This window comes from Niallia sp. M35 (assembly GCF_050971705.1).
GTDB lineage: Bacteria > Bacillota > Bacilli > Bacillales > Cytobacillaceae > Niallia > Niallia circulans_A.
Genome location: NZ_JBPCEP010000012.1, coordinates 44,967 through 71,894 on the forward strand (window position 1 = coordinate 44,967; position 26,928 = coordinate 71,894).

General features: G+C 34.5%; 26 protein-coding genes. 14 read left to right on the plus strand and 12 right to left on the minus strand.

All coding sequences use genetic code 11. The features are described 5' to 3' along the window. The first annotated feature begins 52 nt into the window (after positions 1-52). The 4 genes from NiCM35_RS17295 to NiCM35_RS17310 all read left to right on the plus strand — a co-directional run bounded on the left by NiCM35_RS17295 (position 53) and on the right by NiCM35_RS17310 (position 4,319). On the plus strand, positions 53-439 hold the full coding sequence (locus NiCM35_RS17295; protein ID WP_341123777.1) for a ribosomal maturation YjgA family protein: 387 nt from the start codon (positions 53-55) through the stop codon (positions 437-439). Between the two features lie 94 nt (positions 440-533). Next, the gene (locus tag NiCM35_RS17300; RefSeq protein WP_433780282.1) at positions 534-2,474 is read left to right on the plus strand and encodes a GTP-binding protein; all 1,941 of its coding nucleotides are present in this window, start codon (positions 534-536) and stop codon (positions 2,472-2,474) included. A 16-nt stretch (positions 2,475-2,490) separates the two neighbouring features. Next, on the plus strand, positions 2,491-2,943 hold the full coding sequence (locus NiCM35_RS17305) for a GNAT family N-acetyltransferase (protein ID WP_095333385.1): 453 nt from the start codon (positions 2,491-2,493) through the stop codon (positions 2,941-2,943). Positions 2,944-3,161: 218 nt separating this feature from the next. After that, on the plus strand, positions 3,162-4,319 hold the full coding sequence (locus tag NiCM35_RS17310) for a 3D domain-containing protein (protein WP_433780284.1): 1,158 nt from the start codon (positions 3,162-3,164) through the stop codon (positions 4,317-4,319). 263 nt (positions 4,320-4,582) lie between these two features. Here the strand turns inward: NiCM35_RS17310 and NiCM35_RS17315 are convergent, their stop codons facing one another. The 3 genes from NiCM35_RS17315 to NiCM35_RS17325 all read right to left on the minus strand — a co-directional run bounded on the left by NiCM35_RS17315 (position 4,583) and on the right by NiCM35_RS17325 (position 7,689). Then, positions 4,583-5,881, minus strand: a complete 1,299-nt coding sequence (locus NiCM35_RS17315) for an ABC transporter substrate-binding protein (RefSeq protein WP_123260011.1) — start codon at positions 5,879-5,881, stop codon at positions 4,583-4,585. Positions 5,882-5,956: 75 nt separating this feature from the next. Beyond that, positions 5,957-6,784: a carbohydrate ABC transporter permease gene (locus tag NiCM35_RS17320; protein WP_047941802.1), complete on the minus strand. Its 828-nt coding sequence runs from the start codon at positions 6,782-6,784 to the stop codon at positions 5,957-5,959. After that, the gene (locus NiCM35_RS17325; protein WP_433780379.1) at positions 6,784-7,689 is read right to left on the minus strand and encodes a carbohydrate ABC transporter permease; all 906 of its coding nucleotides are present in this window, start codon (positions 7,687-7,689) and stop codon (positions 6,784-6,786) included. The genes NiCM35_RS17320 and NiCM35_RS17325 overlap by 1 nt, the downstream gene beginning before the upstream one ends. Before the next feature lie 294 nt (positions 7,690-7,983). On the opposite strand from NiCM35_RS17325, the gene NiCM35_RS17330 reads away from it, so the two are divergent. The 4 genes from NiCM35_RS17330 to NiCM35_RS17345 all read left to right on the plus strand — a co-directional run bounded on the left by NiCM35_RS17330 (position 7,984) and on the right by NiCM35_RS17345 (position 14,282). Next, positions 7,984-9,789 (plus strand): sensor histidine kinase, encoded by a 1,806-nt coding sequence (locus NiCM35_RS17330; RefSeq protein ID WP_235973233.1) that lies wholly within the window; start codon positions 7,984-7,986, stop codon positions 9,787-9,789. Beyond that, positions 9,767-11,347 (plus strand): response regulator, encoded by a 1,581-nt coding sequence (locus NiCM35_RS17335; RefSeq protein ID WP_433780286.1) that lies wholly within the window; start codon positions 9,767-9,769, stop codon positions 11,345-11,347. The genes NiCM35_RS17330 and NiCM35_RS17335 overlap by 23 nt, the downstream gene beginning before the upstream one ends. 51 nt (positions 11,348-11,398) lie before the next feature. Continuing rightward, positions 11,399-11,998: a class I SAM-dependent methyltransferase gene (locus NiCM35_RS17340; protein ID WP_095333371.1), complete on the plus strand. Its 600-nt coding sequence runs from the start codon at positions 11,399-11,401 to the stop codon at positions 11,996-11,998. A 247-nt stretch (positions 11,999-12,245) separates the two neighbouring features. Beyond that, complete coding sequence (locus NiCM35_RS17345) at positions 12,246-14,282, plus strand: bifunctional diguanylate cyclase/phosphodiesterase (RefSeq protein ID WP_433780288.1); 2,037 nt, start codon at positions 12,246-12,248, stop codon at positions 14,280-14,282. Positions 14,283-14,399: 117 nt separating this feature from the next. On the opposite strand, the gene NiCM35_RS17350 is transcribed toward NiCM35_RS17345, so the two are convergent. Next, a complete protein-coding gene (locus tag NiCM35_RS17350; protein ID WP_095333366.1) occupies positions 14,400-14,594 on the minus strand; it encodes a hypothetical protein in 195 nt (64 codons plus the stop codon). Between the two features lie 134 nt (positions 14,595-14,728). On the opposite strand from NiCM35_RS17350, the gene NiCM35_RS17355 reads away from it, so the two are divergent. Beyond that, the gene (locus NiCM35_RS17355) at positions 14,729-14,959 is read left to right on the plus strand and encodes an excisionase family DNA-binding protein (RefSeq protein ID WP_095333364.1); all 231 of its coding nucleotides are present in this window, start codon (positions 14,729-14,731) and stop codon (positions 14,957-14,959) included. 219 nt (positions 14,960-15,178) lie between these two features. On the opposite strand, the gene NiCM35_RS17360 is transcribed toward NiCM35_RS17355, so the two are convergent. Continuing rightward, a complete protein-coding gene (locus NiCM35_RS17360) occupies positions 15,179-15,490 on the minus strand; it encodes a winged helix-turn-helix transcriptional regulator (RefSeq protein ID WP_047941794.1) in 312 nt (103 codons plus the stop codon). 143 nt (positions 15,491-15,633) lie between these two features. Between NiCM35_RS17360 and NiCM35_RS17365 the strand changes: the two genes are divergently transcribed. Together NiCM35_RS17365 and NiCM35_RS17370 are read left to right on the plus strand one after the other, a co-directional pair. Next, positions 15,634-16,488 carry a VOC family protein gene (locus NiCM35_RS17365; RefSeq protein WP_123258857.1) on the plus strand — a complete coding sequence of 285 codons (855 nt, stop codon included), beginning with the start codon at positions 15,634-15,636 and terminating at the stop codon, positions 16,486-16,488. A gap of 106 nt (positions 16,489-16,594) precedes the next feature. Then, positions 16,595-17,434 (plus strand): STAS domain-containing protein, encoded by an 840-nt coding sequence (locus NiCM35_RS17370; protein ID WP_095333360.1) that lies wholly within the window; start codon positions 16,595-16,597, stop codon positions 17,432-17,434. A 271-nt stretch (positions 17,435-17,705) separates the two neighbouring features. Here NiCM35_RS17370 and NiCM35_RS17375 read toward each other — a convergent pair whose 3' ends face one another. The 3 genes from NiCM35_RS17375 to NiCM35_RS17385 form a co-directional block, all read right to left on the minus strand. Further along, positions 17,706-18,371, minus strand: coding sequence for a DUF4352 domain-containing protein (locus tag NiCM35_RS17375; RefSeq protein ID WP_095333358.1), 666 nt, complete (start codon positions 18,369-18,371; stop codon positions 17,706-17,708). A gap of 309 nt (positions 18,372-18,680) precedes the next feature. After that, positions 18,681-20,066: an alkaline phosphatase family protein gene (locus NiCM35_RS17380; protein WP_303985079.1), complete on the minus strand. Its 1,386-nt coding sequence runs from the start codon at positions 20,064-20,066 to the stop codon at positions 18,681-18,683. A gap of 164 nt (positions 20,067-20,230) precedes the next feature. Further along, positions 20,231-20,938, minus strand: a complete 708-nt coding sequence (locus NiCM35_RS17385; protein ID WP_095333353.1) for an aspartate/glutamate racemase family protein — start codon at positions 20,936-20,938, stop codon at positions 20,231-20,233. A gap of 99 nt (positions 20,939-21,037) precedes the next feature. Here NiCM35_RS17385 and pdxR point away from each other — a divergent pair, with 99 nt between their 5' ends. The 3 genes from pdxR to NiCM35_RS17400 all read left to right on the plus strand — a co-directional run bounded on the left by pdxR (position 21,038) and on the right by NiCM35_RS17400 (position 23,941). Continuing rightward, a complete protein-coding gene (gene pdxR / locus NiCM35_RS17390; RefSeq protein WP_123258860.1) occupies positions 21,038-22,432 on the plus strand; it encodes a MocR-like pyridoxine biosynthesis transcription factor PdxR in 1,395 nt (464 codons plus the stop codon). 102 nt (positions 22,433-22,534) lie between these two features. Continuing rightward, positions 22,535-23,575 carry a SepM family pheromone-processing serine protease gene (locus NiCM35_RS17395; RefSeq protein ID WP_095333348.1) on the plus strand — a complete coding sequence of 347 codons (1,041 nt, stop codon included), beginning with the start codon at positions 22,535-22,537 and terminating at the stop codon, positions 23,573-23,575. A 177-nt stretch (positions 23,576-23,752) separates the two neighbouring features. Next, a complete protein-coding gene (locus tag NiCM35_RS17400) occupies positions 23,753-23,941 on the plus strand; it encodes a hypothetical protein (protein WP_095333346.1) in 189 nt (62 codons plus the stop codon). 160 nt (positions 23,942-24,101) lie between these two features. Here NiCM35_RS17400 and NiCM35_RS17405 read toward each other — a convergent pair whose 3' ends face one another. The 4 genes from NiCM35_RS17405 to NiCM35_RS17420 are packed head-to-tail and all read right to left on the minus strand — an operon-like array spanning position 24,102 to position 26,841. Further along, positions 24,102-24,818, minus strand: coding sequence for a LytR/AlgR family response regulator transcription factor (locus tag NiCM35_RS17405; RefSeq protein WP_095333344.1), 717 nt, complete (start codon positions 24,816-24,818; stop codon positions 24,102-24,104). A 2-nt stretch (positions 24,819-24,820) separates the two neighbouring features. Continuing rightward, a complete protein-coding gene (locus tag NiCM35_RS17410; RefSeq protein ID WP_095333342.1) occupies positions 24,821-24,958 on the minus strand; it encodes a cyclic lactone autoinducer peptide in 138 nt (45 codons plus the stop codon). After that, the gene (locus NiCM35_RS17415) at positions 24,955-25,572 is read right to left on the minus strand and encodes an accessory gene regulator ArgB-like protein (RefSeq protein WP_095333340.1); all 618 of its coding nucleotides are present in this window, start codon (positions 25,570-25,572) and stop codon (positions 24,955-24,957) included. Before NiCM35_RS17415 ends, NiCM35_RS17410 begins: the two co-directional genes overlap by 4 nt. A 3-nt stretch (positions 25,573-25,575) precedes the next feature. Then, positions 25,576-26,841, minus strand: a complete 1,266-nt coding sequence (locus NiCM35_RS17420; RefSeq protein ID WP_171509286.1) for a sensor histidine kinase — start codon at positions 26,839-26,841, stop codon at positions 25,576-25,578. Between the last annotated feature and the right edge of the window lie 87 nt (positions 26,842-26,928).

Below are 26,928 nucleotides of genomic sequence, written 5' to 3' on the forward strand. Positions count from 1 at the left end.
GTTAGAGATTATCAAGCTTTATTAAATAAAATATAATTTGTGAGTGAAAAAAATGTACCGACTATTCTATTTTGTTATAACCATACTCATGATGTTATTAGGATTATCTTCTAGAAAATTTAGTAATCATCTTCCTGATTTTATAGCTGTTCATGCAGGAGATATGATTTGGGCGATGATGGTTTACTTTGGGTTTCGGTTTCTATTTATTAGAAAAAGCCTCCTATTAGCAGGAGTACTGAGCATACTATTCAGTTTTGGAATCGAAGGCAGTCAATTATATCAAGCGGATTGGCTTAATCAGCTTCGAGATACAACAATTGGAGCGTTAATTCTCGGAAAGGGCTTCCTATTTATGGATTTAATACGCTATTCATCAGGAATTTTACTGGCTTGTATAGTAGATACATTCTTTGTTTGGAGAAGTAAAAGAGACTGATCTACAATTGATTTTTCTGGTAGTTATACCATCCTTATGGCCATTTCAGCTATAATGATAGGTATAAACTAAAAACGCAGGAGTAGCTTTCAAAATGAATAAGACAATTGGAATATTAGCACATGTTGATGCGGGAAAAACTACTTTTTCAGAGCAGCTTCTATATCATACAAATAGTATAACTAAACGTGGCCGTGTAGATCATAAAGATTCCTTTTTAGATAGTCATATAATTGAAAAGCAACGAGGGATTACGGTTTTTGCAGACCAAGGAATCATTGAACATGGAGATTCTACTTATTATTTAATTGATACTCCTGGACATATTGATTTTTCTCCAGAAATGGAAAGAGCGATTCAAGTAATGGACTTTGCTATTGTGATTATTAGTGCGGTAGAAGGGATTGAAGGGCATACCGAAACGGTGTGGAATCTATTAAGGAAGCATCAGATTCCTACATTTTTCTTTATTAATAAAACAGATCGGACAGGAGCGGATGCAGCGCGTGTTCTGGAAGAAATTCGTTCCCAATTTACGACAGATGTATATGATATTTCCTCTTTAGATAATAGCAGTATGTCGGAAGCGCAAATAGAATTTATTGCAGAGCGAGATGAAGAGCTCTTGGATTACTATATGGATAATGGCTATCGACCAACATTGTGGATGGAAAAAATCCAAGAAATGATTATTTCGTCGCGGCTATTTCCTTGTGGATATGGTTCAGCCCTTCAGGATATTGGGATAAAGGAATTTTTCGATCAGTTTCATCAATTAACAAAGACAAGGTATAGGAAGAATCAACCTTTTGCAGGAAGAGTATTTAAAATTCGTTATGATCAAGCTGGGACAAGAATAACTTTTCTAAAAGCAATAAGTGGTACTCTACATGTCAGAGATGAACTTCCATATGGAAATGGAATGGTAGAGAAAATTACGCAAATTCGTAAATATACTGGAAAACAATTTCAACAAGTGAATGAAGCCGGTGCTGGAGAGATTTTTGCTGTAACAGGTCTTACAGAGGCCGTTGTGGGAGATGGAGTCGGGGCAATGCATGAAAAAACAGTATATGAATTGGTGCCAACGCTTCGTTCAAAAGTGGTAGTTGAAGCCGGAGTAAATAAAAAAGAGGTACTAAAGCTTTTTCGGATATTAGAAGCAGAGGATCCATCTCTTCAGATAACATGGGAGGAGAAACAGCAAGATATTCACTTGCATGTGATGGGAAAAATACAGTTAGAGGTTCTTCAGGAGCTAGTATTAGAAAGATTTTCTTTAAATGTGCACTTTGGTCAACCGGAAATTTTGTATAAAGAAACAATCGAAACAGCTACTGTCGGATATGGACACTTTGAACCATTACGTCATTATGCGGAGGTACATCTCCATATAGAGCCAGGAAAAAGAAATACAGGTATTACATTTGAGAGTAGATGCCATACAGATGACTTATCTATAGCAAATCAACATCTCATCTGCCAGCATCTTTTTGAGCGAGATCATCATGGGATTTTGACTGGTTCCCCCTTAACAGATATAAAAGTGACATTATTAACAGGGAGAGCCCATAATAAACATACACACGGCGGTGATTTTCGGGAAGCTACTTTTCGAGCATTGCGCCAAGGACTGGAAAAAGTACAGAACCGGTTATTAGAGCCCTATTATGCTTTCAAAATAAAAGTAGCTATTGAACAAATGGGCAGAGTGCTGGCTGATATACAAATGGCCCATGGAGCATTTGATACGCCCGAAACAATAGATAATAAAGCAGTTATTACCGGAAAGGCTCCCGTTTCCACATTTATGGAATACAGCACAACTTTAGCATCATTTACGCAAGGAAAAGGCCAGCTTTCCTTTACCTTTGCGGGTTATTACCCTTGTCATAATGAACAAGAGGTGATTGCTGGACTAGGCTATGATAAAAATGCCGATCCAGCATATACATCCTCGTCTATTTTCTGTGCGAAAGGCGCAGGATATACGGTTCCTTGGCAAGAAGCGGAAAAAATGATGCATTGTCTATAGAAAGGATGAACGATTGATGAAGATTCGTAAGCTTAGAGAAGGAGAAACTCCCCCTTTTGATTTATTATTATTAGCAGACCCATCTGAACATTTAATCAGAGAATATCTTAAAAAGGGCATTTGCTATATGGCGGAAGATAGGGATCAAACTATCGGTGTCTATGTTTTATTACCAATGGAAGAAGAAACAATAGAATTAATCAATCTAGCTGTTGGCGAAAGCTATCAAGGAATAGGCTTAGGGAAAAGGTTAGTTATGCATGCCATTGAAGAGGCGAGAAAACTAGGATATAACAGAATAGAAGTAGGGACTGGGAATAGCAGCATTTCACAACTTGCTCTCTATCAAAAATGCGGGTTTCGGATCGATCGAATTGAGAAAGATTTTTTTCTTCAACACTATGAAGAGGAAATCTATGAAAATGGAATTCAGTGTATGGATATGATAAAGCTCACACAGGATATATAATCCAATTTTGAAAAGGTTAAAAATTAAAAATTAACAGAATTATTACAAAGGTAACAAAGGGTTATTCTCCCTTCTAGACTTACAGAATGCTAGAAAATATACGATATTTAATAACTAGCTTGTAAACTAATTTTAAAAGGATTGACTTATTATTTTAATAGAATTGTAATTTAGAAGCCTCTTTCATGTGTTATAACAATAGAGAAAGGGGTTTTTAGATGCGTTCCTTAAAAAAACTAATGGCCATTTCGTTAAGTAGTGTCATCTTTTTGACATCAGCGATTATGGTACAAGCAGAAACGAGTCAAGAAACACTGAACAAGGCAAAAAATCAGTTGGATCAAAATCAGCAATTGATTAATGAAAAAGAAGCAGAAAAGCAAAAAACTTTAAAAGAGTTGGAAGCTGTTCAAGAGGAATTAAATTCTATTGAAACAGTAATGCAGCAAAATAAAGATAAAATAGCAAATCTGCAGGTGAAAATTGAAGAAACGCAACAACAAATAGAGAAAAAGAAAGAAGAAATTGTTGTTCTAGAAGATAAAGTATTGGCACGTAAAGACGTGATGAAAGATCGTCTCGTTTCCTTGCAGAATACAGACCAAACAAATGTTGTTTTAGAAGTGCTGTTTAATTCAAAGGACTTCGCTGACTTTCTTAGTAGAGCAACAGCTATTTCGATGATTTTTGATGGTGATAAAGATATATTAGAGCAGCAGCAAGCTGATCTTCAGAAAATTGAAGAAGAAAAGGCAGCAATTGATCAGCAAGAAGAAGAATTAACAGGACAATATGATGAATTAGCAGCTACTCAAAATGAACTGCAGCAAAATGTTGCTCAAAGACAAGAGGCAGTAACGGCTGTTCAGAAAAAATATGCTTCTGTTTCTAAAGAAGTAGAATTGGCTGAGAGCCAGAAAAAAGCAGTACTTGATCAAATAGGTGCAGCAGAGTCCGCATTGAAGAAAGAGCAAGAAGAAGCGAAGAAAGTCGTAAAGGTAAATAGTCCAGCTAAAAAAGTTGCTAGTGCATCGACTAAGTCAAAACCTACTACGAGCAAAGCATCTTCTAGTAAGTCTTCAAGCAGAAAAGATGTTATTTATGTAACCTCAACTGCTTATAGTCATCAAGATACAAAATCTGATTTTACGGCACTTGGATATAATATTAAAAAGAATAAGAATATGAAATTAATTGCAGTAGATCCAGCAGTCATTCCATTAGGTTCTAAAGTTTGGGTAGAAGGTTATGGAGAAGCAGTGGCAGGAGACACAGGCGGAGCAATTAAAGGACATAAAATAGACGTCTTAATGCCATCAACTAGCAAAGCAAAGGCGTGGGGACGGAAGACAGTCAAAATAAAAATCTTGGATTAATTTAATACTATTCTTCTTATTATATAGACTCTCAGGTGTGAAGAGTCTTTTTTTTGCTAAAAAAAGAGGAATGCCTTTTATTTGGCATTCCTTCATACTGTCTATTTTCAAGGGGGGACTTGAAAAAGCAATTTAATGACTATAGCTATATCATACCCATCTATTATGAATAATATATGACAAAACTATCAATAAATCTTAAATAAATTGTTAAGATAAGATAAACGTATAAATATTAGCTAGTATCTTATATTGTGAATCTACTATTTTTTAAGTTTAGCCCATGTATCGTCCAATGCTTTCATTGTTTCCTCGCGTGATTTTTGACCTCCTACATATGCTTGAAGACTAGCACCGAACTCCTGTCCAGCACCATCAGGATATTTCGTGAATTGCCATGTATATGTTTTGCCTTCTTGAGAGTAGTTTTGAATCTCTGCGCCTAAGGGACCGATATCTTCAGCCGTGGCAGTGATTGTTTCAAATGCTGGAACATATTTAAAGTCCTTTACAATAGATTCTTTTGCGAAATCGGAAGTAACCATCCAGTTTAAGAAATCTAATGCTGCTTCTTTATCTTTTTTAGGAGCATCCTTATGAACAACCCAGTTTGTAGGTACATCCACCATTAGCTTATCCGATTTTTCCTTCTCATCACTTAATGGCATTGGGATAAAGCCTACTTCCAAGTTAGGAGAAATTTTATCAATCATCGGCTGAATCCAGTTTCCTTGCTGGATCATTGCAGCTTCACCTGTTGCAAAAAGAGTTACTTGGGTATTGTAGTCTGTTGTTAATGGATTCTTATTACCATAATCAATGGTTAAATCCAATAAATCAAAGTATTTGTCAAAATGCTCATTCCCTTCGATTTTTGCTGATCCGTCATTTAATCCTTTAATAAAGGCGTCGGCATCTTCTTGATAAGCAAAAGGAACATTTAATCCATGGTTAGCTAAAACCCACCATTCACCATAACCGATTGAAAAAGGTGTAATTCCAGCAGCTTTTAACTTTTTAGCAGCCGCTTCTAGTTCAGAAAATGTTGTTGGTATTTCCGTAATACCTGCCTTTTTAAATAATGCTTTATTATAGGCAAATCCATATCCCTCCAGGTTAACTGGCTGGCCATAAATTTTTCCATCTACTGTCATGGGAACTAAGGCACTTTCATATGCGTCCTTTACCCATGGTTGATCTGACAAATCCTCTAATTTATCCAGCCAAGTTAAGGCCTCTTGATATCCACCATTTCCAAAAATATCAGGAGCTGTATTGGAGGCGAATTTTGCTTTTAAAGCAGCCGTTCCATCTGCTCCTCCACCGACTGTTTCAATATTAAAGGTTACATCTGGATGTTCTTTTGAATATTGATCAGTCAATGCTTTTAATTGATCCGCAATTTCTACTTTTCCGTTAAACAAGTCCACCACTACTTTATCTCCTTTGCTTGAAGAGGTGTTACTTGAGGCACCCTCATTTGAACAAGCACTTGCAAAGAGCAGAGAAGCAGATAAGATACCAGTTAATAAGGAATACCTTTTCATTTTGTTAAATTTCATTTGATTTCCTCCTGTTTATAGAAATAGCTTATTTATATGGAAGAGGTGGCTTTGTGAACACAGCCTCTTAGCTCCCTATTTAATAGATCCACTAGTAATCCCTTGTATAATATGCTTTTGCATCGAAAAGAAGAAGATTAACAGTGGGACAATTCCTATCATTAGTGCTGCTAGAGCGAGATCCCATTGCTTTGTGTATTGGCCAAAGAAGAAGAAAGTAGCAAGTGGGATTGTCCGCAGTTCTGGATTTTGTAGGACAAGTGATGGTAATAAGTAGTCATTCCATATCCAAAGACTATTTAAGATAATGATTGTTACGGTAATTGGTTTTAATAATGGAAAAACAATTCTCCAGAACACCCCAAAACGAGAGCAGCCATCCATAATAGCAGCTTCTTCTAATTCAACTGGAATTCCTTTAATAAAACCATGATATAAAAAGATAGTCATCCCAGACCCAAAACCTAAATACATAAATACTAGCCCCCAAATACTATTAAGTAAGTGTAAACTTGAGGCTGTTTTAATAAGTGGAATCATAATAGATTGGAAAGGGATAATCATGGCAGCAACAAAAGCCATGAAAATGATCGTGCTAATTTTCTTTTTCGTCCGGACCAGCATATAAGCAGCCATCGAACAGAATACGACTAATACAATATTGCTAGCTATCGTTATAAGAAGAGAGTTGCTAAAAACCTTTAGGAAATTTAACTTTTCAAAAGCATTTAGATAGTTTCCAAATTCAAACGTACTTGGTAAGGAAGAGGTATTTGTTAGTATTTCTGAAAAAGGCTTGAGTGAATTAGAAATCACATAATAAAAGGGAATCAAGAATAATAAGCCTAGTATAATACCAAGCAGTTCCATTAAGAAAGTTTTGCTAGTATACCTGTTTTCCATCAAGATTCCACCTCTTTTCTCTTAGTAATTGTAACCTGTAAAATGGAGATGGCAGCTACAACAATAAAGAAGATAAGTGCTTTGGCTTCCCCAATTCCGTAGCGATTGTTAACAAAGGCTTCGGTATAAATATTAAGTGCCAGCATTTCCGTTGATTTAAAAGGACCTCCATTGGTTAACGAAAGGTTGGCGTCGAATATTTTAAAGGAAGATGCAGTTGTTAAGAATAAGCATATTGTCACAGCAGGAGCAACAAGTGGAACTTTAATATTTCGCAGCACTTGAAAGCGGTTTGCTCCATCCATTTTTGCTGCTTCAATTAGCTCTTTTGGAATGTTTTGCAATGCAGCTATATAAATGAGCATAATATATCCTGCTCCTTGCCATACACTGACAATTACAATTCCCCAAAAGGCGGTATTTTTATCTCCTAACCATGCTAACTCAAATAGTGGTATTCCTGTAAGTTCTCCAATAGAAGCGAATCCTCTAATAAAGATAAATTGCCAGATAAAGCCGAGTAAGAGACCGCCGAGTAAATTAGGCATAAAGAATACAGTACGTAATAGATTGCTGGATTTTAGTTTTTGAGTAACAAGCAGTGCCAGGCTAAAACCAATGGCGTTTGTCAAAATAATCGCTACAACAGTGTAAACAGCAGTCAGCTTAAAAGATTGGAGAAACTGTTTATCGTCTGTGAAGATATACTTAAAATTATCCAATCCAACCCACTTAATCTCTCCAGTTATGCCATTCCAATCGGTAAAGGAATAATAGATGCCAGAAAAAAATGGAACAAGCACCACAATTGTAAAGGCAATAAAAACGGGACCTACAAATAGAGAAAATAAACCTGCTTCCTTCCAGTTCTTTTTCTTTTTGGTAGAGAGTGATTTTTTTCTCATTACACTTGTCTGGTGTATAGGGGGAGTTTCTACTTTTTCTATATTATTTGGATTATTCACTTTCTGCACCTCCTAATTTTATAATATAATGGTTATACCTTTTGAGGTAACCGCTTACATTGACAAGGAAGGTGTAATATATTGACCACTCCTTTTGTATTCTTTTTATAAGGAATGGTTTGGAGAGGAGGAGAGAAAGATTAGAATAATATCCACTTTAGACGTATATCAAAAAAACGGAGTTTATTTAAGGCTTCTCGACCGAAAATGAAATGGGGTATTCGAAAAAAATTAATGATTTTCTTGCTTCTTGCTACTATTCTTCCCTTTGGAAGCAGTATCGTCCTTACCTATTTTCAAACAATCCATCATGTTAACAAGGAATCAGTTGCATACAATACAGAGTTAATGAAGAAGGGAAAGGAAGAGTTAGGTACGTACTTAGAGGATATTGCTTTAATGTCTACCGTATTATATCGTTATACTCCTTTCATGAATGTACTAACACAGGGAGTGGGAGAAAATAACAAGGAGAATATGGAAGAGGTACGTCGAGTGCTGGCATATGTGTACAATTCTCGTTCAGAAATAGAGCAAATGCATTTATATATTAATAAAGGGAGAGATTCTGTTACAAACTATCACTCACGCATAAGTGGGAGAGGTGAAAATAAAAATATCTATTTTCATCCATATTATCGGAGATTAGAGGAAAGTGAAACAAACTATTCGCTTATCGAACCACCACATACGATATACAGTTATAATGGCTTATCGATTATTCCTAACTCTGAGAAATCAACTGTTCTATCCCTTCATAATAAGATTAGAAATGTGCCATCTAATGATATTTTGGGATTTATGTCTATTGATATAAATCTTTCCATAATAGATGGAATCGTGAATAGACTATATAACGATAAGGAAGGTATTTCCATTATAAATGAAAATGGAACTGTAATTTACTCTTCCAATAAAGCTGTAATCGGCAAAAAAACAAAGGATAAATGGTTTTATAAAGTTCAAACAAATCCCCAACAAAATAACATGAAGTGGGAAAGTAAAGATTTTTCAGGGGTTATTTTTTATGAAAATATTGCTGTGCAAGATAATAGTTGGTATATGGTAAAAAGTATCCCTTACTCTAGTCTCTATCAAGGGGCGAAGGCAACAGCATTTATGAATACGATGATTGCCCTAGTGGCTTTAGTTATTGTATTAGTTATAACAATGATTATTTCCTTTAAGATTACTGCTCCAATTAAAGTTTTAATGGAAAATATGAAAAAGGTCGAGAAGGGGATTTTTGTGGCAAACTTTGAGGCGGGAGGATATGATGAAATCGGAATGCTTGGTAGGCGTTTCAAATCGATGGTATTACAAATCAATAGATTAATAGACAAAGAATATAAGCTGCAAATTGAAAATAAGTCAGCTCAATTAAAGGTATTGCAGTCACAAATAAATCCCCATTTTCTATACAATAGTTTTCAGTCCATTGGCACACTTGCTCTAAAAATGAATGCAGTTCCTGTTTATACATTATTGACTTCTCTCTCGGATATGATGCGATACAGTATGGATATGAGAGAGGACGTGGTGCCGCTAACGAAAGAATTAAAACATACACAATCTTATCTGAGTCTCCAAAAACAGAGGTTTGAGGAGGATTTGAATATAATATTAACAATCGAACAAAGTACGCTTGAAATTCCTGTTCCGAAAATGCTGCTACAGCCAATTATTGAAAACTGCTTTAAACATGGTTTTAGTCAAAAAATGGAGGATGCAGGAATCACAATCCGTGCTTATACAGAGGATGGTGATTTAGTTATTATTGTCCAGGATAATGGGATTGGAGTAAGCAGTGAAAGACTTAAAATGATTCATGAAGAATTATATGATGAGGAACGTAGAAAGGAGAATAAAGAAAGAGAATCAATCGGATTAATTAATATTTACGATCGTTTGCAACTTTACTATGAGGGACAAGCAAGCTTTGTCATCGATAGTATTGAAAAGAAAGAATTTACCGTAATGATTCGTATTCCTATATTTTTATATGAAGGAGTGATTGATGATGAAGGCACTAATCGTTGATGATGAAAGGCATGTTCGTGAAGGAATTAAGCTTCTTGCTGATTGGTCAGGAAATGAAATTACAGACATTTACGAAGCAAGTAATGGAGAAGATGCTATTCAAATAATAGAAGCGGCAAATCCCGAAATTATTTTTTCTGATATGAAAATGCCAAAGGTCGACGGTACTCAGCTTTTAAAATGGATGGATGAGCATTACGCTCATGGGAAGACGATAGTAGTTACGGGCTATGATGATTATCATTACATGAGAAAAGCAATGCATTATGGAAGCTCAGACTATTTATTGAAGCCTATTAACCCTGAAATTCTGAATGATACCCTAAGGAGGGTAGTGAATGAGTGGAAACAAGAGGAAGAGGAAAGAAAAAGGAAGCTTAATAGAACAAAACTTATTAATAAAATGAAGCCAACATACCGTGATCACCAATTGACACAGATGTTAAATAATGATCTATTCGATAAACATGTCCTGGAGGAATTTCTTTTAACCAAAGCACAGGTCTATACAATCGGACTTTTACAGGTAAGTAATGGAATTGTGGAAGAATTTAACGGGGATAAGGATCTTACTCTTTTTACACTCTTGAATGTAATAAATGAGGAGCTTAGCAGCAATAATAAGGGAATTGCTTTTCATTATGTAACCGGAAAAGGAGAAATTGTCCTCCTTCTTATAAGAAGGAAAGAGGAAGCGGTTGTCATCATGAGAGAGGTACATACTACTATCCTAAAGTTATTAGGAATCTCTTGTACTTTATCAATGGGATTAGAAGTTACTTCGGTTAACCAGTTGAATCTTTCTTATCAGTATGCTAAGTCTATTATGATGAATCGAGATGTTTTAGATAATCAACAAGGAAAAATAATGATAGAGAAAAAAGAACATGAGATAAAAAGCTTAATGGGTTATTCTAGCTCGATAAAAATGGCGATTCAAACGGGAGAAATACATGCTTTTCACTCACTTATTGGGCAGATTCAAAAAGATATAACGAATAATCCACCATTATCATTAAGCCAGCTTTTGCATTTGGAGCATGAATATTTAATGATAAGTACAAGATGGTATAAGGAGTTCAATCTTTCGATAAGAATTCCCTCCAATATAGAGGAGCGAATTTATTCATTTATGGACAAAGAGGGGATTTTTCAGTTGGAAGCATATAAAGCAAGGAAGAAAAAAGAAATATCATTGTTTCTTCGCCGAGTAAAAAGACAGAATACCCGAAGAACGCAAAATGTTATTCACGAAATTGAAAAGTACATAAAAGCAAATTTTCATCGGGAGATTAAGCTTCAAGAAATATCGGAGCACTTTTACATCAGTAGAGAATATATTTCAAGAAAATTCAAACAAGAGTATAATATCAATATTTCTGAGTATTTAGTTACCATCCGAATGAAAAAAGCCCAAGAATTATTGAAGAGCAGTAATTTGAAAGTGTATGATATTGCTAATATGATTGGATACCAAGATGATAAATATTTTCGCAAAGTATTTAAAAAAATCATAGGTGTTTCACCAAATGAATATCGTGAGATGGAAATAAGATAAAGTGAAAATATATATTTCGGATTTTTTAGATATTAGGAAACTAGACGAAAGGTGAATGTTTTGAACTACGATAAATTATTACATATTGGAACAGAAGAAGTACAAGTAGGATTCCATAAGTCCTATCATTATCATCGATATGAACCAACTCCATATGAGCATTTGGAGCAATTATTTCGCGAATTTCCGCTTCGGGAAGCAGATCATATAGTTGATTTTGGATGTGGGAAAGGGCGTTTAAACTTTTATATTCATTATGTATTTCAGTCGACTGTAAAAGGAGTTGAAATCAATGAAGATTTTTATCATCAAGCGCTTCATAATCTAGAACGATACGCAAAAAACAGGAAGAAAAAGAAAGAAAAGATACATTTTTATTTAGGAAGAGCAGAGGATTATTTGGTACAGCCAGAAGATAATTATTTCTATTTCTTTAATCCCTTTTCCTTGCCTATCTTTCAAAAAATTATTAGTAATATCATATACTCACTGGAAGAAAGTAGTCGCAAGGTCAACATTATTCTCTATTTCCCCTCAGATGAATATCGATTTTTTATGGATAATCATGCATTATTCAAACAGCAAGGAGAGGTGAAAGTCGGGAATAGGACAGATAAGGATACGTTTATCATTTATCAATCTCTCTATTAGGCGTTATTTCTTGCCTGTTAAATCTTTAAAGATTTAACAGGCTTTCATTTATTTTAAATAATTGGAAGATGATACCATTATTGAAAGGTTGTCTAAAGTGGATTTTTCCTTTATATTCAATTTATACAAGCGGAAAGTCTTAGGTAAAAAGTTTTGAATATACCATGCGTTAATCAAAAGTGAAAAGAGATAACCAGGAGAAATCGCTTATAAGAATATTTTTAGAGGGGAAATTACTATTTTTACGTTGCCTAGTGCTGATTCAGTAACTTATTTACAAGTGGAATATTCCATTCCTATTATTCTATTATCGATCTTAATCGCATGTTTAGCATCTTATACGGCGCTTTCCATGAATGAGCGGATTGTTTACAATAGTTTTTTTCATCGATATATTTGGTTAGGATTAGCGTCTATTACGATGGGATTTGGAATTTGGTCGATGCATTTTATTGGAATGAGCGCCTCTATGCTCCCAGTAAATATGAAATATAATATTCCATTAACGATACTTTCAATAGTACCAGCTATTCTAGCTGCTTTTTTGGCTTTCCTCCTATCAAGTAAAGCTAGAAATTCTAGTAGATTAATTGTATTCGCTGGGATATGTATGGGGATTGGTATTAGTGCTATGCACTATATTGGAATGAAAGCAATGATTATAGAGGCTAATTATGCCTATCATTTTGGCTATTTTACTTTATCTGTTGTTATTGCCATGCTTGCTTCTTTTGCTTCCTTATTTATTTTTCTAAAGTTACAGCCATATATGAGTAACTTTATTGTGAAGTGTATTACCTCCCTTTTGATGGGAATTACGATATCAAGTATGCATTATACTGGAATGTATGCTGTCAGGTATTATGTGGATTTAGAAAGAGATCTTATTCATTCCCACACAAATCATCTTAGTATAAAATCAATCATTCTCGGTGTATCAATTAGTATGGCTATTCTTTTTTTATTTTCTATTTTATCTAGCTTGCTGGATCGCTATGTCGACTATCGTTTAAATCATTTTGATGCATTAACGAAGCGTCCAAACCGCAGGCAGTTTGAAAAAGTGATAGATTCTGCTGCTTATTTAAGTGGGATAGCAATTCTTCATATTCATAATATAAATAAATGGAATAGTAAGTATGGCTACTGCTTTGGTGATAAAATCATTATTTATATAGACGAATTATGTAGGAAGCTAGTGGGCCATAATATAGAATTGTTCCGAATAGAAGGAAATCGTTTTGCGTTCTTAAGTAGGACAAATGAGGATCTAGAAAATTTAATTTTAGAACTTAATCAGCTAACAGCCATCATATCTAGTCCTGTAATAATTGATGATCAAATAATCAAGATAGAGATAGCTATTGCATTGTCTGTTAATGAGAAAAAGGTTTCTGCCAAACAAATATATATAAATGCTGTAGCAGTTTTAGCCCATTATTCGCTTCGCTATGAAAATGAAATAATAAAGTATGATTCAGATAAACATAAACGAACATTTGCTAATCACCTTGTGAGTGAGATAGAAGATGCCCTTATAAAAAAACAATTATACTTAGTTTATCAACCTAAAGTAATTTTACATTCAAAGGAAGTAGCAGGAGTGGAAGCTTTATTAAGATGGAAACATCCTAAGTATGGGGAGCTTTCTCCAGGGATTTTTATTCCTATCTTAGAAGCGTCTGAAAAAATGTGGGAAGTTACCGACTGGATTATGGAAGAGATCTGCAAGCAAATGGCTAGATGGCAAAATCAAGATAGAAGACTACCTGTTGCGTTTAATATTCCTGGTCCCTATGTTACTTCTCCACGATTAATGAGAAACTTAGTAGCGTATGTGGAGAAATATAGGCTAAGTCCGTCATTAATCGAGTTAGAGATTACAGAAACAAGTGCCGTTGGTAATATGGAAGGAGCGATTCAATCCGTACAAGCCTATAGAAATGCAGGCTTTTCTGTTGCTCTTGACGATTTTGGTACTGGGGTATCTTCCTTGTCCTATTTAAAAAGAATTCCAGTCAATACATTGAAAATAGATAAAACCTTTATTGACGAGGTTCCAGAATCGCAAAAAGACGGAGAAATTATTAAAGCTATTATTGCCTTGGCAAGTTCTTTGCATTTAAGCATTGTAATAGAGGGAGTAGAAAGAGAAGAACAGATTGAATATTTATCTTCCATAAATAAATGGCCGATTATACAAGGATACTACTATGCTAAACCAATGAATAACCTTGCTTTAGAAGAGTGGCTTTATATGTTTGCAGAAGAAAAAACAGGATAGAAGTAGAAAAATAAGATCATCCGCTTATATGTTAAAAGAAAGGATGATCCTTTTCTTTTCGTGTTATCTTTGAGATGAATAGAAATGATAAGTGAAATCTGTGGTTAATATACGTGACTATTCTGCAGATAATTTAATATCTTTAGAGAAGACTCCTGTATTTTCTAATTTACAAGAATCATTTTCTAATTTAATAGTTGGTGAAATGGGAGCACTTGCCTTTCTAGTTTTAGCGAAGAAAGACTGATAAAATATGAAAGAGAAACAACAAAAGATCATTACTAAAAATAAGCTGTTTAGAACGAAACTCATTTATTTATCCTCCTTTTGATGGGGCCGATATGGTAACTATACCGTTTATTGATGAAGGGAGTATAAAGAAAGAGTTAAGTTTAAATGGAGTCAGTGTAAAGATGCATAGCAAATAGATGAAGAGAGGCGTTTTTATGTATTTATCCGTGCAAGAAACCGCAGAACTGCTGTCGATTTCAGAAATAAAAGTGAAAAACTTGATTTTACAAAACCAGATCAGAGCCATTTATGATGGGACGGATTATCTTATTAACAAGGAGCAATTTAATACGCATTTCAAGCAAGTGGAAAAATATAAAACGTTTGTAGAAGAAGTATTAAGTGAGCCGATTCCTGAGGATTTAGACATTAAAGATGAGGATTAGTGCTTATTTAGATTGTCTAATAATAAGGCTGAGAAACAACAAATTTACATTATTGCGTTGCTGACACTCTGTTCGCCAGGGCGTGCTGTTGAGAGGTTTAGAGCGTCTATCCTTATCGTAGGAGTGGAGTGTCTTTATCTCCACTCCACTTTTATTTTGTTCTATAATTATTTGGGTTATCCACGACCGGAAAACTTTTGTCCCGGTATCTCTATATGGTTATACTTCTAGCCACGAATGAGACCAATTTTCGATTTCTTTCATAATTGGTTCTAATGAGCGCCCTTTTTCTGTTAGAGAATATTCAATTCTAACCGGCGTTTCAGGATATACCTCTCGTACCACAATATCTGCTTGCTCTAAATCCTTTAATCTCTCCGATAAAAGTCTTCCGCTTATTCCAATGGAGGATTCTATAGAACAGAAACGTTGAGGACCGTTTAACAGCTGATAAATAATTAAACCAGTCCAGCGTTGGCTTAAAATACTCATTGCTTTTTCAAACCGTGGACAAATCGTTGAATGGTTCATCTTACATCCCCCCCTCGTAATAATTATACAATAATTATTATTTTAAGTAAAAATATTATGAATCATAACTTGATTACTTTACAACTGTTGTTTATTAAAATAAAATTACTTACATAAAGTAACTTATTGAAGGAGGAAAAAGAATGACATTTCATAACGAGTCAACTATTTATGCAAAATCAATAACTTTAAAAGTATCTAATCTAGAAAAGTCTCTTTTGTTTTATACGAAAATAATTGGTTTTTCAGTTGTGAGTCAAGATAAAATGACGGCATCTTTACGTGCGGGAAAAGGGGTACCTTTTTTATTTTTAGAAGAATTAAAAGAAGTGGAGCCTAAAATGGTACGAACAACAGGACTCTATCATTTTGCTATCTTGGTGCCATCAAGAGAAGAATTAGGGATAATATTGAACCATTTGCTAGAAACAGGTTATCCACTACAAGGAGCTTCTGATCATTATGTTAGCGAAGCGATCTATCTAGCAGATCCAGATGGAAATGGTATTGAAATCTATCGAGATAGAAAGGCGACAGAGTGGGAGTGGGAAGATGGATTTGTGAAGATGGATACAGCTTATATGGATACAAAAGGAGTGCTTGCATCTGCCGGAAATCGCCAGTGGAAAGGACTTCCCGAGCAAACTATCCTTGGTCATATCCACTTACATGTTGCGGATTTAACGGAGACAGTCGATTTTTATGTGAAGGGATTAGGGTTTGATGTTGTTCAAAAATATGGTTCCCAAGCATTCTTTCTTTCAACAGCACAATATCACCATCATATCGGCTTAAATGTTTGGAATGGGATAGGGGCTCCTGCTCCAGAAAAGAATCATGTTGGTTTAGCTTACTTTGATTTGAAAATACCTGATCACGAAAAACTAGAAGAAATAAAACATAGAATTGTGCAGATAGGGGCATTAGTGAAAGAAAAAGAGGGTAAATGGTATACATGGGATCCCTCTGGAAATGCGATTCATTTAACAGTTATTTGAATATATAAAGCAATGCTTAATTTCTATTTTCTTATTAAACTTTTAATTAGAGTACGCCATTTCAGAGTTGAACGATAATCAACATTTATTAGGGGTGAGGAATTAGTTGCACTATAATCAAGGTGTTTATCAATATTTCATCGACAATACAGAAAGATTAACAGCAGAATGGTATAAAGATTTGACAAAAAATGATCCAAAAGGTGTGTATGCAACAACTGATACATATGCGATTGAGACAATGAAAAAGCAAAATAATGATTTTCATCTTCGACTTGCTGGTCTCTTCATTAAAGATAGGGAAGAGTTCCTCGAAGACATTAAGGAATGGATTTATCAAATTGCAACCGATCAGGCGCATTTAGATACACCTATTCATTTTATTATTCGTGAATTTATTCGAACAAGGGAGCAATATTTTCAGTTGATTGAAGAATATGCAGTCAAACATCATGTTGAGCAGGAACGTGTCACGGAATGGAGCCATTCTGTTGTAAAGGTTCTCGATAAAATTATCTTGAAATATACCGAGGAACATCATAATTATTCTAATAGGCAACTTATAGCACAACAGGAAATGATTAATGAATTAAGTTCACCAGTCATTTCTTTAAGCAAAACAAGTGCACTCTTGCCTCTTGTTGGAGATATTGATACAGCACGTGCTGCTTTTATATTAGAAAATACGATTAAGCAATGTGCAGAGAAGAAAGTATTCAGATTATTTATTGATTTATCTGGTGTAATTATTATTGATACAATGGTTGCCCATCAAATATTCCAACTGATTCATGGTTTAAGCTTAATTGGAGTGAATACGACATTATCAGGTATTCGCCCAGAAATAGCAACAACCGCAATACAGTTAGGATTATCCTTTGCAGATATTTCAATTGCTTCCACGCTTTCTAAAGCAATTGAGCAAGATGGTAATTTCGAAAAATAAGTAGTAAGATTATGAATCAATGGAAGGGACGAGTGCCGTATTTATGGTGCCGCTAATCGCTGTTGCCCAAAATTGTCGACTTGTATGCAGGTTATCCTATCGAGGGGACAAGCAACTTTTGTCTTAACATTATCGTTCATGTATATTGGTAGAGGAAATTTTACGCCAGGATTACCTAGCTGGCTTACGCAAATTCCAGCTCGCCGTAAAAAGGTTTACCTGACGTACTTGATCTCTTTCATCGATTTAGAATTAGTAAAGAATGTACATATTATTTAAAGTGAAAATCAATCGTTTTTGCTTCTCCTAATATTTTGTCTTGTTCAGTATAGGCATCACTAGTAGTTAACTGGACTTTATTAATGGCAGAATCTTTTACAATAAAACCTATATTCCCTTTTTTTCGTTCTCCTGGTTTTAATACTCCATTAAGCTCTTCTAAGTAGATATCCTTTTCCCAAGTAATCATTTCATCCTTATTTGTTTGAATGAAAGCAACTGGAGAGAATTTCTTTCTTTCATCCGAGAGATTTTCTATTTCCACAAAAAACTTGATGAAGGTGAATTGTTCATCATGTGTATAAGTATGATAAAAGTCTATTAAACTATATGCGGGTCGATAATCGATAAGTTTGACGTCTTTTATAGTTAGCCTTATGGAATCAACCTGAACGTTTTTTGCTTCTTTCATAATGGCTTTTAATGTAGCTTCTCCTTTTCTATCACGGTAAAAGTCACCAGCAGTTAGTAAAGTGGCATCATCAATTACTTGCGGATTGGGAGCATAAATGTCTGTTGATACAGTTCTTATATCATCAGTCTCCGTGCTCATTGCTTCTTTCTTTAAATTATGCTTATTTGTACTGGTGTTTGTCTCCTTACTGCTACAGCCTGCTAATAAAAGGAAGATGAATAAATAGATCATAATTTGTTTCAATGGTGTTCCTCCTAATGGAAAAGCTTCCCTTCTAAATTGGAGGGAAGCACTTCTTTTATTACAATAAAGAAAGTACAAGTTTATAGAAGGCAGCAGTCCCCACGGGAAATGTCGCTCCAGCCCCCACGCTCCAAAACAGGTACCCTGTGCCTTTCTATTTGTCTAGCTCCGGGTACCTAGGAGCTGCGGTGCTTCGCGCCAAGTCCCTACGATAAGTCAACATCGGTTCACTAACGTTCTCCGTGTTTCCTATATCTCGGGAAATGTCGCTCCAGCCCCCACGCTCCAAAACAGGTACCCTGTGCTTTTCTATTTATCCGTTATTTTTATTTTTGTGTTTAGTAGGTTGAAGATAATTTTTGCATGATCTGTATTATCCTTTTGCCCTGCAAAAAGGTTGCTAGATGGTCCGTAGGCATAGACAGGAACGTCTTCACCTGTATGTCCTCCAGTTGTCCAGCCTGTATTGGTACGTTTATTGAAGATATCTTCAATAGCATTGTCGATACTAGTGAGATCCTTTGTATCAGCAGCTTTTTGAACGGCCTGAATTTCCTCTGAAGTTAATGATAACTGAATATTATCCTTTAAGGTCGACTCTACATTCGCGCCATTTACAATTAATTCTGCCATAAAATCAGGTGTTTTCTTTGCTGCTTTGATTGGCTCGCCATACCAGTTATAATCCCCATTCGCTGCAATAGAGAATCCGCCAGTTGAATGGTCTGCTGTAGCAACAACTAAAGTATTTTTATCCTTTTTAGCAAAGTCAATTGCTGCTTTATATGCCTTTTCAAAATCCTCCATCTCACTCATTGCAGCGACAATGTCATTATCATGGCCCGCCCAGTCAATTTGACTACCTTCCACCATAAGGAAAAATCCTTTTTTATTTTTATTTAAACTATTGATCGCAGTTTTTGTCATTTCCTCTAATGAAGGTGTATCCTTGTCTCTATCTATCATTTTCGGCATTCCTGCCTCCGCAAATAGACCGAGCAATTGTGTATCTTTATTCTTCAGTAAATCTTTACGATTCTTTACATAATTGTAGCCAGCCTTCTTAAATTCCTTCGTTAAGTCTCGATCTTGACGAACGAAAAGGTCTGTTCCTCCACCTAAGAGAACATCCACTTTATGCTTACCATTTATCATCTCATCAAAATAATCATCTGCAATAGCATTCATGTTTTTACGATTGATATCATGTGACCCAAAAGATGCTGGGGTTGCATGGGTAATTTCAGAAGTGGCAACAAGACCTGTGGATTTGCCTTTTTCTTTTGCAGCTTCTAAGACGGTTTTCACTTCCGAATGGTCATTGTCTACAGCAATAGCATTATTGTATGTTTTAATACCAGCAGACATTGCGGTCGCGGCTGATGCAGAGTCTGTGACATTTTGTTCGGGATCTTCTGGGTATGTCATTTGCTGTCCTACTAAATAAGGATCAAAATATGTACTTTCTGCCGTTTTTGTTTTCGGATTATCTTTTAAATAGCGATAGGCGGAAGTGTATGAAACACCCATTCCATCTCCTATCAGAAAGATAACATTTTTCGGTTTTCCGTTATTGTTTCCCTTGTTTTTTGCTTCTGCATCTGTTCCTGTTAGTACAGTTGCTAATCCAGCAACAGTTAAAGAAGAGATTACAGCGATAGGCAGCAGCTTTTTTTTCCATGATTTTAAGTTCAAATTTTTTCCCCTCCATTATTTAGACTCGCTTTATTATCACGGAAAAAAGTTAAGCTTGTTTTACAGTAGTTTAGAAAAAAAGTAAAAAAAACTAGGATAAATGTACCCTAGTTCGATAGTAACGATATAGATTGTTTGCCTATGGCTAAGGAAAAGAAAGTTTTTTACTTTAAAACAAAGTTTTGACCGAGTGCATAGGAAACGGCTGCTTTAGCATGTAAAAAAGTTGTATCAAATAATGGAATAGAACTGTCTTCTTGTTTTATAAGTAAGGGAATCTCGGTACATCCTAAGATTATCCCTTCAGCGCCTTGAGCTTGAAGTTTCTCTATAATACGCAAATAGATAGCCTTTGATTCTGGGAGAATTATCCCTTTGCATAGTTCATCAAATATAATTTGATGAACTGCTTCTCTATCCTCTTTGTCAGGAATAATGGTTTCAATTTCTTGCTGAAAAAGTGCGTCTTTATAAAAAGACTGCTCCATTGTAAACATCGTTCCTAATAAGCCGACCTTTTTTAAGGCAGTTTTTTTTATTTCATTTCCAGTAACATCTGCGATATGCAGCAGAGGAATATTGATAGCTGCTTGTACTTCTTTTGCCATTTTATGCATAGTATTGGTACAGATAATTACGATATCAGCACCGCCTGCTTCCAATGTTTTCGCGGCATTTATCATTAATACAGTGGCCTCATTCCAATGTCCAGCTTTTTGCAGAGCAACAATTTCTTCAAAGTCAAAGGAATATAGAAGCGATTTAGCAGAGTGTAATCCACCCATTTGTTCTTTTACGAATGTATTTATATAGCGATAATAATCAGCTGTTGATTCCCAGCTTAACCCGCCAATTAGTCCAATTGTTTTCATTGTGTACTCCTTTATCTCCATTTTTTCACATCATAACATGGTATACTGGTATAGAGTAGAGCCAGTAATTACCAGTTTGTCTTTTTAGGAGGATTCTGCATGATCTTTATTACGATTGACCGATCCCATTCTATTTCTTTAACACAGCAAATTTATGAACAAGTTCGTAATGGAATATTGGAAAAGCGATTAAAAGAGGGGGATAGGCTGGCTTCTTCAAGAGAATTAGCAAACTCAATTGGAGTTTCGCGAAATATTGTACTGGAGGCGTATGAGCGTTTAATTGCAGAAGGATATTTAGAAGTGAAACCAAAATCTGGAACCTTTGTAGCAAGTGGGACTTCTCTGTCGTTTACAGAGAATACAAGAAGGAAAGAAACTCCTAAAAAAAGCGATGCAAATAAAAAGATGTACATTGATTTTAAAGCAGGGAATCCAGCAATCGATTATTTTCCAAGGAAGAAATGGGCACAATTGACAAAGGAAATTTGTTTGCATTCCCCTGAAGCAGTCTTTGGATATGGAGAAGCCTCGGGAATGAAAGAATTAAAGAATGCTCTTGTTGACTATTTAAAAAGAGTTAGAGGGGTACAATGCAGTGCAGAGCAAATTTTTATTACATCTGGCGCTACACAAGGATTGAAGCTAATCACAGAAATGCTTGGGAAAGGAAATAAAACGATAGCAGTTGAGGATCCTGTAACAGATGAAATGAGAAATATTTTTACTTTTAGCAATGGACAAATCATTCCTGTTCCTGTAGATGAAAATGGGATCGATCCAAAGGAATTACCGACGCAATCGCCAAGCTTTGTTTTTGTTATTCCTTCCCATCAATTTCCTTTAGGTGGTATTCTTTCTATTCAAAGAAGGCTGCAATTAATCGAGTATGCGAAAAAGATGGATTGCTATATTGTAGAAGATGATTATGATAGCGAATTTACCTATGAAGGGGCTCCAGTACCATCTATCCAAGGAATTGCACCTAACCGCGTTATATATGTAGGCACATTTAGCAAAATTCTTTCACCAGGTTTACGGATTGGATATGTCATTTTACCAGAGGAATTAATAAGTGATTTTGAACAAATTAAGTGGTTTTCAGACAGACATACTTCCTCCCTCGAACAATTAGTATTAGCCCGTTTTATCAGGGAAGGCTATCTAGATCGGCATGTTCGCAAAATGAAAAAAATATATAAAGAAAAACGAGAACGGTTAGTCTTAGCTATTCAGCAAAATTTTAAACATGCTACCATCATTGGTAAATCGGCAGGAATGCATTTAGTTGTGGAAATTCCAGATACAGATTTTCATTCCACATTCATACATAAAATCGAGGAATATGGAGTAAAGGTATATCCGATTGAACAGTATAGTTTAGTTAAAGGAAAGCATAAGAGTAGAATTGTAATGGGCTATGGGGGATTATCTCTCGAACAGATTGAAAAAGGGGTGCAATTATTGCGAGAAATTCTTGAGAGAGATAAATAGCCTTTTTAATGGAAAAACTATCTGAAATTCATTCTTTTTTAATATGATGTATGTAAATATAGTTTATATAAGTAAAATTAATATCCTAAGGAGTATGTAGATATGAATAAATCAAGAAAAAGCATCTTTTCAAAAAAGTGGTTAGCCATACTTTTTGGGGTACTCATTATTCTCTTATTTATTCCGACCCCATATTATTTAAATCAACCAGGATCGATTGAAGCACTTGCATCTAAAGTGACGGTAGAGGATGGTACGAAGTCGGAAAAGGGAAGTCTCAATCTAACAACTGTTTATTCGATTAAAGTAAATAATCCCTATATTTACCTATACGGATTGGTCGCACCACATACGGAAATTCGAAAAGAAGAAGAAGTTAAAGGGAATTTAAGTGATGAGGAGTACAACAAACTGATGCTTCATATGATGGCTACATCGAAGCAAAATGCGATTGTTGCCAGTCTGCATGCAGCAGGGAAAAAAGTAGAGTTTACTTATAACGGTATTTTCGTTGCACAAGTATTAGATAACTCTAAGGCAAAATCAATTATTCAAGTTGGAGATATTATCAAAAAAGTGGATGGAAAGTCGTTTGCAAAAAGCGAGAAGTTAATTGCTTATTTAAAGGAAAAGCAAGCAGGAGATATAGTCCATCTTGAATTTTTACATGGCAAGGAAAAGAAAGAAGCAGATGTAGAAGTAATTGAATTAGACAAAAGGACAGGGCAGGTGGGCATTGGGATTGCTCCAGAAGATAATATGACTATCCACCCTTCTGTTGATGTAGAAATTAATAGTGAAAATATCGGAGGTCCTTCCGCTGGATTTATGTTTTCATTAGAAGTCTATAATCAAATTGTCAAAGAAGATTTAACAAGAGGCTACAAAATAGCCGGTACCGGAACGATGGATGCCGAAGGAAATGTGGGGCAAATCGGTGGAATTAAGCATAAAATCGTTGCGGCACATAAAGAAGATGTGGATATATTCTTCTATCCACGTGATATAACAGAATATGATACGAATGAAAAGGAAATTAAAGAGCAAGTAAAAGAAGAGGGGTATACAGACATTAAGATCGTACCAGTAAGCACGCTGCAAGAAGCTATTGATTATTTAGAAAAACTTCCAGAGAAGAAATAAATTTATGGTTAAGAGAAGTCTCCATACATAGTAGGGAGATTTTTCTTTTTATAAGAAAGGAGACAGGGAGATTTCTGTAAAATTCTAGCGTTTAGAAAAGCCTGAAATGGGAAAGTTATATATAAGAAATGAAAAGCACGTATAGTCGGTAAAACGGCATTTATAAGGAGGTTCACGATGTCAGAATTTTTCAGTGGTTTTTTTAATATTCTTTATGGAGCTTTCGGAGTTCCTCTACTTTTAATCGTTCTTATTATTCTTGTTATCGTTGTTTCACAAAGAAGACGAAAAAAGAAAATGAAGCAAGAAGACTGGATGGGGCATTCGTCAGTAGAGAAAATCGAAAAAGATAATAAGGAGAAGTAGTAATAACATTTTCCTTCCTTTAGATGAAGAAAATTTGTCCATAAAATTCAAGTATAAGAAGAACCTGAACAAGTATCCATTTTTGCAATCTGGATACTTGTTCAGGTTTTGTAGGTTGTTATTTAAAGTTTGTTGCCAAAAAAGGCTGTTATCAATAAAGCTAGAAACTGAACTCACTGAATATTAAATCTTTAAGACCTTTTATCCGATGTTTGCTCACTGGTAAAGTTTCTTTAGAGTCAATTAGAACCAGATTATATGAATTCATAAATTCATCTTTTTGAATTTTTTTAACTCTTTCTAGGTTGACTAAATAGGATTTATGGATACGGTAAAATCCGTGCTTTGCTAATTTTGCTTCAAGAATTTCAAGTTTCTCGTTACTTTCAATAAGTTCTCCGGTTGTAAGATGTATTGTGGTTTTTCGAATAGTTTTACCAATAAAGTTGATCTCATCCTTTTTAATTAATAAGTAACCAGTTGATGTCTTAACCCCTACCCGAAGGTCGTCTTTATTTACATAATTAACTCGAGTTAGTGTTTGGAATAATCTAAATACATCAACAGGCTTTACTATATAATCTAAGGGATAAAAATTATATGCATCCAATGCAAAGGATTTGTGATTACTGATGAAAACAATTTTTATATTTTTGTAATACTGATTGATATGTTCTGCTAGTTTAAATCCAGATTGAGATGCAATTTCTATATCTAATAATGCAATATCTACTTTATTCTCACTTAAAAAAATTGGAAGAGAATCACCATTTGTAGAGGTATATACTAAATTATATGGTGATTCTTTGAAAATATCTTTATATAGTTCTAATTGTATCGGGTCATCGTCTATAGCTATGATACTTAATTTAGACATTTTTATTTAGAATCATTCTTTTGGTCTTTACTAGGAAGCTCAGGTTCGTATGTAAACCAGTACGATGCTAGAGTACCCTTTGAGGCCATAAAACCAACCTTACCTATAATTTTTGCTAGTACTTTCGTAAATAAGTTCATAAATAATCCACCTTTCTTGTAGTTTTTTTATCTAACCAATCGGTCATGTCATGATGCCATTTTGTAAGTGAAATCGATTGGAAGAGAACAGATAGCCAAATACTTGAGATAATACTTGATTTACCTATAGGTGATAATATCGTGAGGATGAACAGTGTTGTAATAAAAAATAATGAAATATGTTTGAATAACATTTTCTTATTGTTATTAAATAAAGCTCTAGTTTTATGTAAGACAGGAGCTTTTTTATTATAAATAAACATAGAAATTAAATAAATTATAAGGACAGCGATCATATTAAGAGCTAGAAAATGCTTGGTTGCTATCGAAAGTATAAGGATTAAAATAGTACTGTAGACCACACATTTTAAATAACTTTTAAAGTGTGCTCCTCCACCAAAAGTTCTTAGAAAAGCTCCTGTAAAAAGAGATACGGTGGCTTCAATAAAAACTCCAAATAAAGCCGATAGTATTAGAATAACTGAAATTTGAATAGTTAATGAGATTATCCACTCTAGTCCGTATCGTATATACTCTTTATTATCTTTGTATTCTGGGGCATGTTTGATAACAAAATTAGTTACTTCATTACTAATTATATTAGGATTAACCATAAATTATTTCCTTTCTTTAGGTGGTATGAGGACAAACATACTTAAAGTTCGATTATTAAGTTCTGGATATATGTATCCGTTATATCTCTCTAAAGTCATCATAATATTGCTTAGTCCTAATCCATTTTCATAAGTAGTTTTTGTACTATAACCATCTTGAAATATGTTTTCCAAATCTAGCAGCTCTGGATTCACTTCATTTAACACTTCGACTATTAAATACTGATTTTTGTAAAATTTAATGACTATTTCTCTAGAAGCTGTTTCGTTTGATTTTATAAATTCATATGCATTAGAAATTAAGTTTCCGATAACATTGTTAAATTCATAAACTGGCATAGGAATGAGTTCAAATGTATCGGAGATAAAAATATTAAAATTAATACCGTCTTTTTTTAAAACCTGTTTGTATTGAATAAGTAAACCGGCTATTGACATGTAATGTAAAGGTAGAGTTTCAGAGGTTGTCTGAAACTCTTCCGTGAGTTCACTCAGATAAGCTTTTAAATCATTTATTCTATTTAGATGGACTAGAGAATTGATAGTGTTAAGTTGAAAGATAAAGTCATGCCTTTGTGCTCGTATACTTCTTAGATAGAATTTAGCACTTTTCTCTTGCTCAGTTAATAATTTTTTTTCTGCTTTAATAGTGTTTAGATAAACTAAGTACCTTGTAAGGTAAATAAATGCAATACTCGAGGTAATTATTAAATAGGCAGAGGTAATCGATATACCGTCATCTTGAATGACTTTAATTACAATTAACATGAATAACACAACAAATAGGGGGAAAATCCACCAAAACTTTGGGGTCTTAGCTTGAGAAATGTCATGGTTAGGTATAAGACTCCTCCTAAATGCTCTTAGAAATAATAATAGTAGAGTTAATAATGAACCGTTAACTAATCCAGAGATAAATCGTATTTGATTAAATGTTGAAGAGCCTGCAAAAAGTAGATCAAAAATAATAATATTTATCAATTGTACAATCAAAAGAAGAGTCATACTTAATAATAGGGATAATATTGAAAAAGTGAATTTCACTTTATAGAGCTTGGATATAAAAATAGCTAGAATTACTACAGCTAAAGGCAATTTAATAAAGGGATAACTTAGTGATAGTGTTAAAAATATGGCTGTTCCTAGACTTATAGAAAATAAATAAAGTATCTGTATTTTACTAAAATGAAATTTATTTAATAATTGTAGGGTTATTAAAAGCATTGGGATTGTTTCAAACAGAGCTCCAAAAAAATCAATAAAAATCAAGGTCTTCTTACACTCCTATAATTAAGTATAAAAAAGTTGGAAAATTTAAAAATCAAATAACGAAAGTATTCGAGCCTATTTTTATGA

Bases quoted from the DNA above. Each gene is read 5' to 3' on its own strand.
- NiCM35_RS17410 (WP_095333342.1), bottom strand. From the start codon at position 24,958: ATGAACTTATTTACGAAAGTACTAGCAAAAATTATAGGTAAGGTTGGT.
- NiCM35_RS17330 (WP_235973233.1), top strand. From the start codon at position 7,984: ATGATTTTCTTGCTTCTTGCTACTATTCTTCCCTTTGGAAGCAGTATC.
- NiCM35_RS17365 (WP_123258857.1), top strand. From the start codon at position 15,634: ATGACATTTCATAACGAGTCAACTATTTATGCAAAATCAATAACTTTA.
- NiCM35_RS17315 (WP_123260011.1), bottom strand. From the start codon at position 5,881: ATGAAATTTAACAAAATGAAAAGGTATTCCTTATTAACTGGTATCTTA.
- NiCM35_RS17415 (WP_095333340.1), bottom strand. From the start codon at position 25,572: ATGGTTAATCCTAATATAATTAGTAATGAAGTAACTAATTTTGTTATC.
- NiCM35_RS17355 (WP_095333364.1), top strand. From the start codon at position 14,729: ATGTATTTATCCGTGCAAGAAACCGCAGAACTGCTGTCGATTTCAGAA.
- NiCM35_RS17350 (WP_095333366.1), bottom strand. From the start codon at position 14,594: ATGAGTTTCGTTCTAAACAGCTTATTTTTAGTAATGATCTTTTGTTGT.
- NiCM35_RS17395 (WP_095333348.1), top strand. From the start codon at position 22,535: ATGAATAAATCAAGAAAAAGCATCTTTTCAAAAAAGTGGTTAGCCATA.
- NiCM35_RS17310 (WP_433780284.1), top strand. From the start codon at position 3,162: ATGCGTTCCTTAAAAAAACTAATGGCCATTTCGTTAAGTAGTGTCATC.
- pdxR (WP_123258860.1), top strand. From the start codon at position 21,038: ATGATCTTTATTACGATTGACCGATCCCATTCTATTTCTTTAACACAG.
- NiCM35_RS17385 (WP_095333353.1), bottom strand. From the start codon at position 20,938: ATGAAAACAATTGGACTAATTGGCGGGTTAAGCTGGGAATCAACAGCT.
- NiCM35_RS17335 (WP_433780286.1), top strand. From the start codon at position 9,767: ATGATGAAGGCACTAATCGTTGATGATGAAAGGCATGTTCGTGAAGGA.
- NiCM35_RS17400 (WP_095333346.1), top strand. From the start codon at position 23,753: ATGTCAGAATTTTTCAGTGGTTTTTTTAATATTCTTTATGGAGCTTTC.
- NiCM35_RS17320 (WP_047941802.1), bottom strand. From the start codon at position 6,784: ATGGAAAACAGGTATACTAGCAAAACTTTCTTAATGGAACTGCTTGGT.
- NiCM35_RS17305 (WP_095333385.1), top strand. From the start codon at position 2,491: ATGAAGATTCGTAAGCTTAGAGAAGGAGAAACTCCCCCTTTTGATTTA.
- NiCM35_RS17360 (WP_047941794.1), bottom strand. From the start codon at position 15,490: ATGAACCATTCAACGATTTGTCCACGGTTTGAAAAAGCAATGAGTATT.
- NiCM35_RS17325 (WP_433780379.1), bottom strand. From the start codon at position 7,689: ATGAGAAAAAAATCACTCTCTACCAAAAAGAAAAAGAACTGGAAGGAA.
- NiCM35_RS17405 (WP_095333344.1), bottom strand. From the start codon at position 24,818: ATGTCTAAATTAAGTATCATAGCTATAGACGATGACCCGATACAATTA.
- NiCM35_RS17300 (WP_433780282.1), top strand. From the start codon at position 534: ATGAATAAGACAATTGGAATATTAGCACATGTTGATGCGGGAAAAACT.
- NiCM35_RS17295 (WP_341123777.1), top strand. From the start codon at position 53: ATGTACCGACTATTCTATTTTGTTATAACCATACTCATGATGTTATTA.